This window comes from Streptomyces sp. ME19-01-6 (assembly GCF_033793745.1).
Taxonomy (GTDB): Bacteria; Actinomycetota; Actinomycetes; order Streptomycetales; family Streptomycetaceae; genus Streptomyces.
Genome location: NZ_JARAXF010000040.1, coordinates 19,913 through 34,514, shown reverse-complemented (window position 1 = coordinate 34,514; position 14,602 = coordinate 19,913). Strand labels below are relative to the sequence as shown.

12 protein-coding genes are annotated in these 14,602 nt (G+C 72.9%); 8 read left to right on the top strand and 4 right to left on the bottom strand.

The window, feature by feature from the left end; translation table 11 throughout:
• Positions 1 to 10 precede the first annotated feature (10 nt).
• The 3 genes from PV419_RS46100 to PV419_RS46090 all read right to left on the bottom strand — a co-directional run bounded on the left by PV419_RS46100 (position 11) and on the right by PV419_RS46090 (position 3,113).
• On the bottom strand, positions 11 to 937 hold the full coding sequence (locus PV419_RS46100) for a sugar ABC transporter permease (RefSeq protein ID WP_319699418.1): 927 nt from the start codon (positions 935 to 937) through the stop codon (positions 11 to 13).
• A complete protein-coding gene (locus tag PV419_RS46095; RefSeq protein ID WP_319699416.1) occupies positions 934 to 2,226 on the bottom strand; it encodes an extracellular solute-binding protein in 1,293 nt (430 codons plus the stop codon). Before PV419_RS46095 ends, PV419_RS46100 begins: the two co-directional genes overlap by 4 nt.
• A 146-nt stretch (positions 2,227 to 2,372) precedes the next feature.
• Positions 2,373 to 3,113 carry a helix-turn-helix domain-containing protein gene (locus PV419_RS46090; RefSeq protein WP_319699415.1) on the bottom strand — a complete coding sequence of 247 codons (741 nt, stop codon included), beginning with the start codon at positions 3,111 to 3,113 and terminating at the stop codon, positions 2,373 to 2,375.
• 105 nt (positions 3,114 to 3,218) lie between these two features.
• Here PV419_RS46090 and PV419_RS46085 point away from each other — a divergent pair, with 105 nt between their 5' ends.
• Entirely contained in the window at positions 3,219 to 4,163 is a 945-nt protein-coding gene (locus tag PV419_RS46085) for an NmrA family NAD(P)-binding protein (protein ID WP_319699413.1), read from the top strand.
• A gap of 23 nt (positions 4,164 to 4,186) precedes the next feature.
• Here the strand turns inward: PV419_RS46085 and PV419_RS46080 are convergent, their stop codons facing one another.
• Positions 4,187 to 5,584: an MFS transporter gene (locus PV419_RS46080; protein ID WP_319699412.1), complete on the bottom strand. Its 1,398-nt coding sequence runs from the start codon at positions 5,582 to 5,584 to the stop codon at positions 4,187 to 4,189.
• A 102-nt stretch (positions 5,585 to 5,686) separates the two neighbouring features.
• On the opposite strand from PV419_RS46080, the gene PV419_RS46075 reads away from it, so the two are divergent.
• The 7 genes from PV419_RS46075 to PV419_RS46045 all read left to right on the top strand — a co-directional run bounded on the left by PV419_RS46075 (position 5,687) and on the right by PV419_RS46045 (position 14,392).
• A complete protein-coding gene (locus tag PV419_RS46075; protein ID WP_319699411.1) occupies positions 5,687 to 6,751 on the top strand; it encodes a LysR family transcriptional regulator in 1,065 nt (354 codons plus the stop codon).
• A 113-nt stretch (positions 6,752 to 6,864) separates the two neighbouring features.
• Positions 6,865 to 8,256, top strand: a complete 1,392-nt coding sequence (locus tag PV419_RS46070; RefSeq protein ID WP_319699409.1) for a nitrate/nitrite transporter — start codon at positions 6,865 to 6,867, stop codon at positions 8,254 to 8,256.
• 189 nt (positions 8,257 to 8,445) lie between these two features.
• Positions 8,446 to 9,657: a uroporphyrinogen-III synthase gene (locus PV419_RS46065; RefSeq protein WP_319699407.1), complete on the top strand. Its 1,212-nt coding sequence runs from the start codon at positions 8,446 to 8,448 to the stop codon at positions 9,655 to 9,657.
• Between the two features lie 141 nt (positions 9,658 to 9,798).
• Positions 9,799 to 10,389: a CGNR zinc finger domain-containing protein gene (locus PV419_RS46060; protein ID WP_319699406.1), complete on the top strand. Its 591-nt coding sequence runs from the start codon at positions 9,799 to 9,801 to the stop codon at positions 10,387 to 10,389.
• 202 nt (positions 10,390 to 10,591) lie between these two features.
• A complete protein-coding gene (locus tag PV419_RS46055) occupies positions 10,592 to 11,080 on the top strand; it encodes a sigma-70 family RNA polymerase sigma factor (protein WP_415925523.1) in 489 nt (162 codons plus the stop codon).
• A complete protein-coding gene (locus PV419_RS46050; protein WP_319699403.1) occupies positions 11,077 to 11,847 on the top strand; it encodes a zf-HC2 domain-containing protein in 771 nt (256 codons plus the stop codon). The genes PV419_RS46055 and PV419_RS46050 overlap by 4 nt, the downstream gene beginning before the upstream one ends.
• A gap of 208 nt (positions 11,848 to 12,055) precedes the next feature.
• Positions 12,056 to 14,392: a HelD family protein gene (locus tag PV419_RS46045; protein WP_319699483.1), complete on the top strand. Its 2,337-nt coding sequence runs from the start codon at positions 12,056 to 12,058 to the stop codon at positions 14,390 to 14,392.
• The last annotated feature ends 210 nt before the right edge of the window (positions 14,393 to 14,602 follow it).

The window sequence follows — 14,602 nt, the reverse complement described above, 5'->3', positions numbered from 1 at the left end:
GTGACGGCCTTCACCGGTCCTGGTCCTCCGCACGGGTCTGCAGGCTTAAGCCCACCAGGGCCAGCGCCAGGATGAGTACGGTCAGCACGGTCGACACCGCGGAGCCGTAGCCGACCTGCGTCTTCTCGAAGAAGTTCTGGAAGGAGAAGTACGAGGGCACATTGGTGGCTCCGCCGGGCCCGCCCTTGGTCAGTACGTAGACGGCGCCGAAGACCTTGAGCGCGGCGATCGTGCACCACAGCAGCACCACATAGATCTCCGGGCGGATCTGCGGCAGCGTCACATGCCACAGCCGCCGCCACCAGGAGGCCCCGTCCAGCTCGGCGGCCTCGTGCAGGGCCGGGTCGGCGCGCTGCATTCCGGCCATGAAGACCACCAGCGGAAAGCCGAGCTGGACCCACACCATCACGCCCATCACGCTGTAGAGCGCGAGGTCCGGGTCGCCCAGCCAGTCGTGCCGCAGCGAGCCGAGGCCGACCGCGTCCAGGAGTTCGTTGAGCGCGCCGTTGTCGGGGGCGAGGATCCAGCTCCAGACGATGCCGGCCACCGCGATCGGCAGCACCTGCGGCAGATAGAAGCAGGCGCGCAGCACGGTCGCGATACGGGTGCCGATGTGTTTGGCGATGTAGTCGAAGAGCGCGGCGGCCAGGACCAGGCCGATGGCGGTGGGGATCACCGCCATCGCCAGGACCATCGCGAGGCTGTGCCGGAAGGACTCCCAGAAGGCGGAGTCGTCGAGCAGCGTGCGGTAGTTGTCGAGCCCGGCCCAGGACGGGGTGCCGACCCCCTGCCAGTGGGTGAAGCTCAGCCCCGTGTTCATCAGGAACGGGACGACGATGACGACGAGGAAGGCGAGTGCGCCGGGTATGAGAAAGAGCGCGTACGGGTATGCGCGCGGCGGCCGTCCCGTGCCTTTCGTGGTTCCGGCTGTTTTCATGTCTTCGGCGCGCCCGACTCGTACGCCTTCTTCAGTGCGTCCAGATAGTCGTCGGGATCCGTGCTGTCGGTGATCAGCTTCTGTGTCTCGGAGACGAGGGTGTCGTAGAAGCCGGGGGCCGGCCAGTCCGGGTAGAAGGCGAGCCCGTCGTTCTTGGCGAGCGTGTCGAAGTTCTCGATCAGGCTCTTGGACTGCTGGTCGGTGATGGCCGAGGAATCGGCGGCCACGGGCACACCGCCCTTGTTGCCGAGTGCGTTCTGGATGCCCTTCTTCATCGTGATGTCGATGAAGTCGTAGGCGAGCTCCTTGTTCTTGGCGCCCTTGGGGACGACCCACAGATTGCCGCCGGAGCCGAGCGTCAGCTTGGAGCCGGGCCACAGGAAGGTGCCCCACTTGTCCTTCATCTCCGATTTGAAGCGGCCGAACCACCAGCTGCCGGAGAAGAACATCGGGTTCTTGCCCGAGATGAACGCCGTCCCCGCGTCCTCGGTCTTGGTGCCGCTGGAGCTCTTGGCGATATAGCCCTTCTTCACCCAGTCGGCGAAGGTCTCGGCGCCGTACGTCCACGCCGCGTCATGGAAGTCGGGCTTGCCTTTGTAGAGCTCGTACGAGTCCACCCAGGAGCGGTCCGCCTTGCTCAGCGCCAGCTGATAGAGGTACTGGTGGGCGGGGTATTCGGCGCCCGCGTTCGCCAGCGGGGTGATGCCTTTGGAGGTGAAGGTGTCCAGGGCGGCGGTGAATTCCTCGAAGGTGGAGGGGACCTTCACCTTGTACTTGTCGAAGAGGTCCTTGTTGTAGAAGACCATCGTGTACTCGGCGTAATTGGGCACCCCGTACCAATTGCCGGAGCCCATCACGCCCTGCGCGTCGTACCGGCTGGTGGTCTGGACCCCGGCGCTCAGCGACTTGTCCCAGCCGCGCTTGGTGACCTCGGGGGTGAGGTCGGTGAGCAGGCCCTGCTTGGCGGCCAGACCGGCCGTGGCGTTGCCCTTGTTGTATTCCAGGACGTCCGGGGCGTCGTTGGAGTTGAGGACCATCGAGGCCGTCTTCTGGATCTGTTCGAAGCCCTTCTCCTCGAACTTCACCGTGACGCCCGGGTGGCTCTTCTTGAACTCCTCGATCGCCTGTTTCCAGGCCGCGCCCATCGCTCCGTTCGGGGCCTCGTAGTGCCAGAGCTTGAGCGTCTTGCCGTCGCCGTCCCCGCTGTCCGAGCCGCACCCGGTGAGCGCCGCGGCTCCCACCATGGCGGCGGCCAGGAGGGCTGCCGTCCGTTTCCGTGCCTTCAACATCCGTTGCCTCCGGGAGGGGTGGAGGGTGCACGCACGATCGTCGAAGCGCTTCGATGGAGGAAGGTAGGTGGGGCGCCGGAGGTACGTCAATGGTGTGGACAAAATGGGCGGGTGGGTCTGGCGACATCACCAGTCGGGCCGCGGCGTCATCGTCCGACGCGGCGACGGTGGGCTCGTTGCCGGCAGGTCGCGCCGCAGTAACGTGCGGGGCGGCCAGTGGTCCGGGCATCGAGCCGGGCCCCGCACTCCTCGCACCCCGGCCGGGTTTCGTGACCCCCACCGGGTGCGTCACGAAACATACGATCTTTCGTGACTGGTGTGGGATCCCGTAGGCACTCCAGCGTCAGGTGCACCATCCGGGTGCCCTGGGCGCGGTCGCGATGGGCGGCCCGTATCGTCGCGCACCCGACAGCGAGCGCGGCGACGTCATCCGGGCCGATGTCGGTGCGGACCCCGCCGGCCTGCTGGGCCGCGCGGAGCAACTCGGCCAGCGCTTGGCGGAAGCGCCGCCCCGAGGCGGCAAGCATCGGCCGCGGCCAGCTCGCGTCGGATGCCACGACGTCACAGACGTGCTTGCGTCCGGACGACTTGTCGACGACCTCCAGAAGAAACCCGAAGAAAGCGGCCGTCGGGGGGGTCTGGGCGGCCCACCGTCGGGCCGCGGCGACCAGGTCGTCGATGTGCTGGACGAGTACGGCCTCGAGCAGGATCTCCTTGCTCGGGAAGTGCCGGTACACGGTGCCGGTGCCCACCCCCGCCTGCCGCGCGATCTCTCCGAGCGAGACGTCGAGGCCGTGATCGGTGAAGGCCCGCACGGCGGCGCGGAGCACCTTCGCGCGGTTACGGCGGGCATCGGCTCGGCCGGTGTCATCGAGGGCTGTGGTCATGTCACGTAATCCCTTGTCCGTCACGCTTAACCGGGTGGAGCATTCCACATCAGCCCCGGGCCCACGCTGACCGTGCCCACCGACATCCCCGGGGCGGAGGACGACATGACCACTCAGCCAGCACGCCCCGCCGCCACGCCCGGCGGGCGCCTCGATGACCGTCTGGTGGTCGTGACCGGCGCGACCGGTCGGCAGGGCGGCGCCACCGCGCGTCGTCTCCTGGCGGCCGGCAGACCGGTGCGTGCGCTTGTGCGTGACGCGACCGCTCCCGCCGCCACGGCGCTCAAGGCCGCCGGGGCCGACATCGTCCGTGCCGACTTCGACGCCCCGCCCACCCTGTCGGTGGCGCTGGAGGGAGCCGCGGCGCTGTTCGCCGTGCCGCCGGTGGCGTACGGACCGGCCGGCGCCGACGTGGAGCGGGAGTTCGCCCGCGGCCGGGCCCTGGCCGACGCCGCGTCCACCGCGGGAGTCGAGCACGTCGTGTTCACCGGCATCGCGTCCACGCCGGACCCTCTGGCGGCTTCCCTGGGCAAGAGGCGCATCGAGGACTACCTGCGTGAACGGATGCGGTCGGTGACCGTACTGCGCCCGGTGAGGTTCATGTCGAACTTCCTGGCATCGCCGGCGATTGGCCTGGACGGCATCGCGGGAGGCGTGCACCGGCACGTCTTCCCGCCGGACGAGCCTGTGCAGATCATCGCGCTGGAGGACATCGCGGAATTCGCCGTCATGGCCTTCGATCAGCCGGACCGGTTCGCCGGGCGGACCCTGGAGCTGGCCGGGGACGCCCCGACCCCGGCCGAGGCGGTCGCCGCGATCAGCGAAGCCACCGGCACCGCGGTGCGCTACGAGCAGCTCACCCACGATGAGGCTCTCGCACTCAATCCCGAGATCGCCCACGTCAGGGATCGGTGGATATCCGGCTCGCGCTGGCACGCCGACATCGAGGCACTGCGCGTCGTCCACCCCGGACTGCGTACCCTCACGGACTGGCTCGCGGAATCCGGCGCCGCCGCACTGCGCACCCGACTCCTCGGCGCGGCCTGGTAGGTGGCCTGGCTGGGCGAGGGGCGTCAGGCCCCGCCCAGTGACCGCCGCAGCCGCCCTGCGCCCCCCGCCGCCGCCAGCAGGGCCAGCGCAGCGGCCGTCGCGGGGGCCGCGTAGCCCGCCCCGGCGCCCAGGTGGTCGACGGTCCAGCCGCCCGCCGCCGCGCCCGCCGAGATGCCGACGAGGAGGCCGGTGTAGGCGGTGGTCATGCCCTCGTTGAGGCGGGTGGGCGGGGTCAGCCGGTGGACGAGGGTCATGCCGCTGATCATCGTCGGGGCGGTCGCCATGCCCGCGACGAACAGCAGGGGGGCCAGGGTCGTCAGCCCGGTCGCCGTCAGCAACGGGAGGACGGCCACGGCCATGGCCGCCACCCCCGCCAGAAAGCGCGCCGCCGCCGACCCGCGGACCGGCAGCGCGCCGAAGACAAGGCCCGCCGCGCAGGACCCGGCCGCCTGCAGGGCGAGGACCGCGCTGCTCGCCGAGGTGTGGCCGTACGACTCCACGGCCGCGACCGTCGCGACCTCCATCGAGCCGAAGACCGCGCCGGTCGCCAGGAAGGTGACGACCACCACGCGCAGGCCCGGCGAGCGCACCAGCGCCCCCTCAGCGGCGGCGGGCGCGGAGTGCGGGCGCCGGTGCGGCGGCGGCTCGGTGCGGCGCTGGGCCGCGAACAGCAGGGTGCCCGCGACGAGCAGCACCGCCGCCGTGGCCAGCCCCGCCTCCGGGAACACCGTCGTGCACAGCACCATCGCGAGCGCCGGGCCCGCCATGAAGCAGACCTCGTCGACGACCTGCTCGAAGGAGTTGGCGGTGTGCCGCGCCGCCGCGTCGTCGCGGTGGACGGACGCCCAGCGGGCGCGCGTCATCGAGCCGAGGCTGGGCACGCCCGAGGAGCCCGCCGCGCAGACGAACAGCGCCCATGCGGGCGCCCCGTAGTGGACGCACAGCAGCGTCGCCGTGGCCCCCAGCGCGAACACGGCGACCGCCGGAACCGCGACCCGCGCCTGGCCGTGGCGGTCCACCAGCCGGCCCAGCAGCGGCCCGGTCACGGCCGTCACCGCGAGGCCGGTGGCCGAGACGGCGCCCGCCAGGGCGTACGAGTCACGGACCGTGGAGATCATGACCACCATGCTGACCCCCAGCATCGCCCCCGCCACCCGCCCCGCGAGGGCGGCGAGTGTGAACGCGAGCGCCCCGGGCGCGGCGAACAGCCGCCGGTAGGGCGCGAGGAATGAGCGGTGGGGCGGGCGGGGGCCCGGGTCGCCGTCAAGGGTTATTTGCTGTGCGGGTGCGGGTGCGGGTGCGGGTGCGGGTGCGGGTGCGGCGCTCGGGGCACCGCCGCGCGCCGTGCCGTTCGGCGCACGGCAGACGGCCGTACGGCGGACGTTGGGCACCACTGGCCGCGAGGCGAGGAAGAGGATCACCCCTCCACGGTCGCGGGCGGGCCCGCGCCCGGTCCAACACCTGATACGCGGCCATTCACGCACCTGTGTTGTGAATCCCTCGCATGCTGTTGACTGCACCGCATGCCCCAGGACATCGAGCCGCGCCTGCTGCGCGCCTTCGCCGCCGTCGCCGACGAGCTGCACTTCACCCGCGCCGCCGCCCGGCTGTACGTCGCCCAGCAGGCGCTCAGCCGTGACATCCGGCGGCTGGAGCGCGAGCTGGGCGTCGAGCTGTTCGTACGGAGCACCCGGCAGGTGGCGCTGACCGCCGAGGGGGAGCGGCTGTTGCCTTACGCGCGGCGGGTGTTGGCGGCGCAGGAGGAGCTGGCCGCCGCGTTCGGGGGCGGCGGGGCGGGGGCGGGGCGGCCGCTGGTCGTCGACGTCAGCGCGCCGGTGTCCACCGGGAGCGAGGTGCTGGCCGAGGCGCGCGGGCGGATAGCGCCCGACGTGGAGTTCGTGGCGCACTTCCACAGCGGGCTGACCGGGGCCGCCGCCGAACTGCTCGCGGGACGGCTGGATGTGTCGTTCGGGCGGGTCGGCGGGCTCGACCCGGCCGTGCTCGCGCGCCTGGACCACCAGCTGGTCCGCTACGAGCGGATGGCCGTGGTGCTGCGCGAGGACCATCCGCTGGCCCGGCTCCCCGAGGTCCCTCTGGACGCGCTCGCGGGGGAGACGCTGTACGCGGCGGCGGGCAACGCCGCCACCGCCGAGTGGACGGACCTGGCCGCGCAGCTGTTCGCGGGGCGCGGCATCGTGATGGCCGAGCCGTTCCCACAGATCGAGGGCGTCGAGGAGTTCACCCGGGTGGTGGCCAAGCGGCGCTGGTCGGTGCTGGCGAGCACGGTGTTCATCGCCATGCCCGGCGCCGTGCTGCGGCCGCTGACCGGCCCCGTGCCGCTGTCGCCCGTCTGCATGGTCTGGCGGCGCGGGCTGCGCCACCCGGGCCTGGACGCCCTGCGGGCGGCCGCGGCGGCGCTCGGGCCGGTCGGGGGGTGGCTCGACGTCCCGCCCGGCAGCTGGCTGCCGAGCCCGGAGGCGGCGGAGACGACCAAGGTGACAGACAAGGTGACAGAGAGGCCTGAGGCGGCCGGGATGGCCGAGTCGGCCCTGGCCGACACCCTCACCGCGCCCCGCGCTCCCGGGTGAGAGCAAGGTTTCGTCCGCGTCACCTGCTGCCACAGCCCGGAAATCCGTACTTCCTACCGTCGTCGGCAGTGAAACCGCCTACCAGGGCGACACCAGAGAACTGTGGAGGCGTGATGACTGCCCCGACCACCGCCGCACGCAAGGGGGGCCGCTGGATAGAACAGTGGGACCCCGAGGACGAGACCTTCTGGAAGGAGAAGGGCGAGAAGATCGCCACCCGCAACCTCCTGTTCTCCATCCTCTCCGAGCACATCGGCTTCTCCATCTGGAGCCTGTGGTCGGTGATGGTCCTGTTCATGGGGCCGGAGTACGGGGTGGACCCGGCCGGGAAGTTCTTCCTGGTCGCGATGCCCACCCTGGTCGGCGGGGTGCTGCGCGTCCCCTACACCTTCGCCGTCGCCCGCTTCGGCGGGCGCAACTGGACGATCGTGAGCGCGGCGCTGCTGCTGGTGCCGACCATTGCCGCCGCCGTGGTGATGAAGCCCGGCACCTCGTACACCACCTTCATGGTGGTCGCGGCGCTCACCGGGGTCGGCGGCGGAAACTTCGCCTCCTCCATGACGAACATCAACTCCTTCTACCCGCTGCGGAAGAAGGGCTGGGCGCTCGGCCTCAACGCGGGCGGCGGCAACATCGGTGTGCCCGTCATCCAGCTGATCGGCCTGCTGGTCATCGGCACGGCCGGCGCGGCCCACCCGCGTGTGGTGCTCGGCGTCTACATCCCGCTGATCGTGGTCGCCGCGCTGCTCGCGGCGGTGTTCATGGACAACCTGGCGCCGGTGCGGAACGACGGCGGGGCCGTGAAGGAAGCGGCCCGGGACGCGCACACCTGGATCATGTCGCTGCTGTACATCGGCACCTTCGGGTCGTTCATCGGCTACAGCTTCGCCTTCGGCCTCGTCCTGCAGAACCAGTTCGACCGCACCCCGCTGCAGGCCGCCTCGTTCACCTTCATCGGCCCGCTGCTCGGCTCCCTCATCCGCCCCATCGGCGGCCGGCTCGCCGACACCTACGGCGGCGCGCGGATCACGCTGTGGAACTTCGCCGCCATGGCCGTCGCGGCCGTGGTGGTCGTCTACGCCTCCGCGCAGAAGTCCCTGTCCGTCTTCCTCGTCGGCTTCATCGCCCTGTTCGTCTTCAGCGGGCTCGGCAACGGCTCCACGTTCAAGATGATCCCCGGCATCTTCCAGGCCAAAGCGGTCGCGCGGGGCCTTGCGGGCGAGGAGGCCGCGGCGTACGGGCGGCGGCTGTCGGGGGCCGCGATGGGGCTGATCGGCGCGGTGGGCGCGCTGGGCGGGCTCGCCATCAACCTGGCCTTCCGGGAGTCCTTCCTGAACGCGCACAGCGGGACCCCGGCCTTCGTGTCCTTCCTGGCGTTCTACGCCCTGTGCTCCGTCGTGACCTGGGCCGTATACCTCCGCGGGGCCCGGTCGGCCGGTCGGCCCGCCACGGTGGAGGCGCATGAACCGCAGGGTGCGCGGCAACCCGCGTACGCGGACGTCTGAGCCGAGGAGGGGAGCAGCCCTGGTGGGACGGGGAGCGTACGGGCGCACAAGGCGCGCGCTCCCCGTCCGTACGCTCCGTTACACCCGGGAAACCTCCGCGAACCGTCACCGTCACCGGGCGGCCACAGGATGGCCGTCGAGATGAGGTCGCGGAGGGCGCCCATACGACAGCGGATCGGGACGAGAACCATGCACCGAGACCACAGCGCCGCGACCACGGCACCGGAGGAGCCCGGGACAGCCGGGCCCGCCACGCCCGAGCCCACGCCCGCCGCCATCGGGCCGCTCGCCGGGTTCACCGTCGGCGTCACCGCCGCCCGCCGCGCCGACGAGCTCGGCGCGCTGCTGCGGCGGCGGGGCGCGGCCGTCATGCACGCGCCCGCGTTGCGCATCGTGCCGCTCGCGGACGACGCGGAACTGCTCACCGCCACCAGACAGCTGCTCGACCACGCCCCCGACACGGTGATCGCGACCACCGCCATCGGCTTCCGGGGCTGGGTCGAGGCCGCCGACGGATGGGGCCTCGGGGACGCCCTGCTGGCCCGGCTGCGCGGCGCCCGGCTGCTGGCGCGCGGGCCCAAGGTGCGGGGCGCGATACGGGCCGCCGGGCTGACCGAGGAGTGGTACCCGGCGTCCGAGTCGCTGGCCGAGGTGCTCGACCGGCTGCTGGAGGAGGGGGTCGACGGCAGCCGTATCGCGGTGCAGCTGCACGGCGAGCCGCTGCCCGGCTTCGTCGAGTCGCTGCGCGCGGCGGGCGCGGAGGTGGTGGGCGTGCCGGTGTACCGGTGGATGCCGCCCGAGGACCTCGCCCCCCTGGACCGCCTCCTCGACGCGACCGTCGCCCGTGCCCTGGACGCCGTCACCTTCACCAGCGCCCCCGCCGCCGCGAGCCTGCTGGACCGGGCCGAGCGGCGCGGCATGCGTGAGGAGTTGCTGGACGCGCTGCGGCATGACGTGCTGCCCGCCTGCGTCGGGCCGGTCACCGCGCTGCCGCTCGAAGCCCATGACATCCCCACCAGCCAGCCCGAACGCTTCCGGCTCGGCCCGCTCGTCCAGCTTCTGACCCATGAACTGCCGGGCCGCGTGCGGCCGTTGCCGGTCGCCGGGCGCCGGCTGGAGATCCGCGGCCACGCGGTCCTGGTCGACGGCGAGCTGCGCGCCGTGCCGCCGGCGGGCATGGCCCTGCTGCGCGCTCTGGCCCGCCGCCCGGGCTGGGTCGTCGCCCGCGCCGACCTGCTGCGCTCCCTGCCGGGCGCGGGGCGCGACGAGCACGCGGTCGAGACGGCGATGGCCCGCCTCCGTACGGCCCTCGGCGCCCCGAAGCTCATCCAGACGGTCGTCAAGCGCGGCTACCGGCTGGCGCTGGATCCTGTCGCGGACACCAAGTACGCCGACGCATAACCGCCTGGCGGGCCCCGAACTCCCTTGCCGCCGTGGGGTGATGGGCGGGTCCGTGGGGGTTTCGGGCTCGGGCCGGGGCGGGCACTCTGGGATGGCGCGCATGCCCGTGTGACCGCTCGGCCCCGAAGGAGTGACAGGAACATGGCGGTGGCGTCGGCCTACGACCTGCGGTTCGACTCCGGGCGGCTCTGTCTGGACCTGGTGGCCACGGTCGGCGGGCGGCTGAGCGAGGCGCCGGTCGAGCGGCTGGACGGGGTGGAGCGGCTCAGGGCGTGGCTCGTCGGCGCCGGTCTGGTGCCCCGCGGCACCGCCCTCGACATCGTCGACGGCAGCTGGCTCGCCCGCTTCCGCGCCGCCCGGGACCTGCTCCACCGCATCGTGCACACCGAGGTCGAGGGCCGCGCCGCGGGCGCCGACCTGGAGCGGGTGAACGCCCTGGCCGCCACCGCCCCGCCCGCCGTGCGGGCCGTACGCACCGCCGATGGCACCCTCGTCCGCAGGCTCGCCGCCGGGCCCGACTGCGGCGCGCTGCTGGCGCAGGTGGCGCGGGACGCCGTGGAGTTGCTCACCGACCCGGTGGCGCGCGGGCAGCTGCGGCAGTGCGAGGGGGAGACCTGCTCGCTGGTCTACCTCGACACCTCGCGCGGGCGCCGCCGCCGCTGGTGCTCCAGCGAGGTCTGCGGCAACCGCGAGCGCGTGGCCCGGCACCGCCGCCGGGTCACCCGGGCCTGACTGATGCCGTGTCACCCCAGGTCGGCGTAGCGGGCGTGGGCCCGGTCAGACTGCTGTATAGCGCAATTGAGCATACGGCGCGGCGTTTTTGTTGAACATGGAAGTGTTACCGTACGTACCCCCTCGACCCCCCTCGACCACGCAGTAGGGATTACGCAAGGATGCTCCCGTGACCGAGAGGACGACACCGGACGACGCGCTCATGCGCGCGCTCTACGAAGAGCACGCGGGCCCGCTTCTCGCCTTCGTCCTGCGCCTGGTCGCGGGCGACCGGCACCGGGCGGAGGACGTGGTCCAGGAGACGCTCCTGCGGGCCTGGCGCAACGCCGACCAGCTGCGGAGCACCGGCGGATCGCTGCGCCCCTGGCTGGTGACCGTGGCCCGGCGCATCGTCATCGACGGTCACCGCGGCCGCCGGGCCCGCCCCCAGGAAGTGGACGCAACGCCGCTGCACGCCGTGCCCGCCGCCGACGAGATCGACCGGGCGCTGCGCATGATGACGATCTCCGACGCGCTCGCCGACCTCACCGACGCGCATAGGGAGGCGCTGGTCGAGACATACTTCAAGGGGCGTACGGTGAACGAGGCGGCTGAGGTGCTCCGCGTACCGCCTGGGACGGTCCGGTCCCGGGTCTTCTACGCGCTGCGTGCCCTGCGGCTCTCGCTGGAGGAACGGGGGGTTACGGCATGATGCCTGCAGCGGAGGACCAGCAGCACACCGCCGTCGGCGCTTACGCCCTCGGCGTCCTGGACGCGGCGGAAGCCGCCCGCTTCGAGGAGCACCTGCTCGGCTGCGACCGATGCGGCGCGGAGCTCGATCAGCTGATGGGCATTCCGCCGCTGCTGGCCGAGTTCGCCACCTCCGCCGACGGCCGGACCGTGCTGGACCCCGCCACCATCACCGCCCGCCCCGGGCCCGAGCTGCTCGGCCGGCTGATGGACGACGTCGCCACGAGCCGCCGCGGGGGCCGCAGGCGCCGCCTGTACCTGGTGGCCGCGGCCGCCGCCCTGATCATCGGCGGTCCGTTCGCCGGTGCCGCGCTGACCTCGGACGGCGGCGGCGACAGCGGCGGGGGCGGCGGCAAGGTGGTGGCCAGTCCCGCGAAGGCGGCGTTCGACCAGGGGCAGAAGACCGGCTCGGTCGACCCCGCCACCAAGGTCGACGCCACCGTCTCGCTGCAGGCGAAGGGCTGGGGCACCTCGGTGGCGCTCAAGCTCGGCAATGTGAAGGGCCCGAAGTCCTGCGACCTGGTCGCCGTCGGCAAGGACGGTCACGAGGAGACCATCACCACCTGGGCGGTGCCCAGCACCGGCTACGGCATCAAGGACGGCGACGCGTCCCGCTGGAGCAAGGAGCCGCTGTACGCCCTGGGCGGCGCGGCCATGAACCCCGACCAGATCGACCGCTTCGAGGTCCGCACGCTGGACGGCCAGCGGCTGGCGGTCGTGAAGGTCTAAGGGGAATCCTCAGCAGATCCTGGCACCCCCTGGTGTACGGTTGACGGCTGCCCTACGCACACAGAAGGGGGCTTGGGTGGCCGCGCACAACGCCACGCACGCGAACCGGAAGGCGAGACCGGACAGCCCCGGCGGAGCCGAGAAACGAGCCGCCGGGAAACGGGCCGCCGGGAACCGGAACGCCAGGGACCGGAACGGCGGGGACGGGATCCGCGAGCGGGAGATCCGGATCGAGCAGGCGCATCTGGACCAGGTGTACCGGCGCCTCGAGGAGAAGATCCACGAGGCGGAGTTCCTGATGAACGACGCCGCCAAGCGCGGCCAGGTCGGCACGCCCGGCGCGCTCGCCGAGCGGGACGCCCAGGTCTTCCGGGCCGGGGTGCACCTCAACCGGCTCAACAGCGAGTTCGAGGACTTCCTCTTCGGCCGCATCGACCTGCTGCTCGGCAAGGACGGGAAGCGCGGCCCGGACGGCGCGTACACCTCCGTCGAGCCCGCCGACGACGCGATCCGCCCCGGCGAGGACGGCGGCGACCGCGCGGAGATCGCCGAGACCCTGCACATCGGCCGCATCGGCGTTCTGGACGCCGACTACGCCCCGCTGGTCATCGACTGGCGCGCGCCCGCGGCCGCGCCCTTCTACCGCTCCACCCCCGTCACCCCCGGCCGGGTCGTGCGCCGCCGGGTCATCCGCAGCAAGGGGCGCCGGGTGCTCGGCGTCGAGGACGACCTGCTGCGCCCCGAGCTGACCGCGACCCTGGACGGGGCGGAGCTGCCGGTCGTCGGCGACGGCGCGCTGATGGCGGCGCTCGGCCAGGCCCGCGGCCACACCATGCGCGACATCGTCGCGTCCATCCAGGCCGAGCAGGACCTGGTGATCCGCGCGCCCGCCGCCTCCGTCACCGAGGTGGAGGGCGGCCCGGGCACCGGCAAGACCGCGGTCGCGCTGCACCGCGCCGCGTATCTGCTCTACCAGGACCGGCGGCGGTACGCGGGCGGGATCCTGGTCGTCAGCCCGACCCCGCTGCTGGTCGCCTACACCGAGGGCGTACTGCCCTCGCTCGGCGAGGAGGGGCAGGTCGCGATCCGCGCGGTCGGATCGCTGGTGGACGGCGCCGAGGCCACCACGTACGACGAGCCGGCCGTCGCCCGCGTCAAGGGCTCCTCACGGATGACGCGGGTGCTGCGCAAGGCCGCGCGCGGCGCCCTGGAGCTGCCCGCGGGCCCCGGCCGGGCGGCCGGGCCGCCGGAGCGGCTGCGCGTCGTGGCGTTCGGCGCGCGGATCGAGCTGGACGCCGACGAGCTGCGCGGGATCCGGCAGGCCGTGCTGGGCGGCACCGCGCCCGTCAACCTGCTGCGGCCGCGCGCCCGCCGGCTGCTGCTGGACGCGCTGTGGGCCAAGTCCGCCACGTCTGGGGGTACCCCCCGCTACACCGACGCCGAACTGGCCGCCGAGGCGCGCGAGGGGTTCGACGAGGACATCTCCACCGAGGACGACTTCCTCGGCTTCCTGGACGCCTGGTGGCCCGAGCTCACCCCGCGCGGCGTGCTGGCCGCGATGGCCGACGAGAAGCGGCTGACCCGCTGGTCCCGGCGGGTGCTGGGCCAGCGCGAGGCAAGCCGGCTGGCCCGCTCGCTGACCCGCCTGGGGGCGGACGGGAAGGGCCCGCTGTCGGTGCACGACGTGGCGCTGCTGGACGAGCTGCACACCGTCCTGGGCGCCCCGGCCCGGCCCGCCAGGTCCCGCGAGGTCGACCCGCTGGACCAGCTGACCGGGCTCGATGAGCTGACCACCTTCGCCGACCGCACCGCGCCCCGCCGCACCCGCGCGGACCGGCTGGAGCAGGAGCGCGTCGACTACGCCCATGTGATCGTCGACGAGGCGCAGGACCTGACCCCGATGCAGTGGCGGATGGTCGGGCGGCGCGGCCGCCACGCCACCTGGACGGTGGTCGGGGACCCGGCGCAGAGCTCCTGGTCGGACCCGGAGGAGGCGGCCGAGGCCCGCGCCGAGGCGCTGGGCAGCCGCCCGCGCCGCCGCTTCACGCTGACCGTGAACTACCGCAACCCGGCGGAGATCGCCGAACTCGCCGCGAAGGTCCTCGCCCTCGCGATGCCCGGCGCCCAGGCGCCCGAGGCGGTCCGCTCCACGGGCCTGGTGCCGCGCTTCGCCCCCATGGCGGACGGGGCGGCCGACGGGGCCGGCGGGGACCTGGGCGCGCGGGTGCGCGAGGAGGCGAAGCGCCTGCTGGACGAGGTGGACGGCACGGTCGGCGTTGTCGTCGCCATGCGGCGGCGGGCCGCGGCGCGCCGCTGGCTGGAGGGGCTCGGCGACCGTGCGGTGGCGCTGGGCAGCCTGGAGGCCAAGGGCCTGGAGTACGACGCGACGGTCGTGGTGTCGCCGGCCGAGATCGCCGACGAGTCCCCGGCGGGGCTGCGGGTGCTGTACGTGGCGCTGACGCGCGCGACACAGCGGCTGACCGTGGTGCCGGGGCAGCGGGACGACCCGGACGAGCACGGCGTCCCCGATCTGTTGAGGGACTGAGACCGGGCGCCGGGGCGGCGGTGGAACCGACCCGCGAAATCGACCCGCAAAATCAACCGTGGGGGAGGGAATCACTTCCGGGGATGGTTTGTTAGCCTTGCTGTGGCACCGGCTCGATCCAAGCCCCCGGGCCCAACCTTCGTCGCTTCGAGCGACCACTTGCCGCGAGGCGAGCATGGCGGGTCGGTGCCACCTGGACATGGTGAAGAG

Bases quoted from the DNA above. Each gene is read 5' to 3' on its own strand.
- PV419_RS46060 (WP_319699406.1), top strand. From the start codon at position 9,799: ATGGCGGTGGCGTCGGCCTACGACCTGCGGTTCGACTCCGGGCGGCTC.
- PV419_RS46085 (WP_319699413.1), top strand. From the start codon at position 3,219: ATGACCACTCAGCCAGCACGCCCCGCCGCCACGCCCGGCGGGCGCCTC.
- PV419_RS46090 (WP_319699415.1), bottom strand. From the start codon at position 3,113: ATGACCACAGCCCTCGATGACACCGGCCGAGCCGATGCCCGCCGTAAC.
- PV419_RS46075 (WP_319699411.1), top strand. From the start codon at position 5,687: ATGCCCCAGGACATCGAGCCGCGCCTGCTGCGCGCCTTCGCCGCCGTC.
- PV419_RS46100 (WP_319699418.1), bottom strand. From the start codon at position 937: ATGAAAACAGCCGGAACCACGAAAGGCACGGGACGGCCGCCGCGCGCA.
- PV419_RS46065 (WP_319699407.1), top strand. From the start codon at position 8,446: ATGCACCGAGACCACAGCGCCGCGACCACGGCACCGGAGGAGCCCGGG.
- PV419_RS46050 (WP_319699403.1), top strand. From the start codon at position 11,077: ATGATGCCTGCAGCGGAGGACCAGCAGCACACCGCCGTCGGCGCTTAC.
- PV419_RS46095 (WP_319699416.1), bottom strand. From the start codon at position 2,226: ATGTTGAAGGCACGGAAACGGACGGCAGCCCTCCTGGCCGCCGCCATG.
- PV419_RS46055 (WP_415925523.1), top strand. From the start codon at position 10,592: ATGCGCGCGCTCTACGAAGAGCACGCGGGCCCGCTTCTCGCCTTCGTC.
- PV419_RS46070 (WP_319699409.1), top strand. From the start codon at position 6,865: ATGACTGCCCCGACCACCGCCGCACGCAAGGGGGGCCGCTGGATAGAA.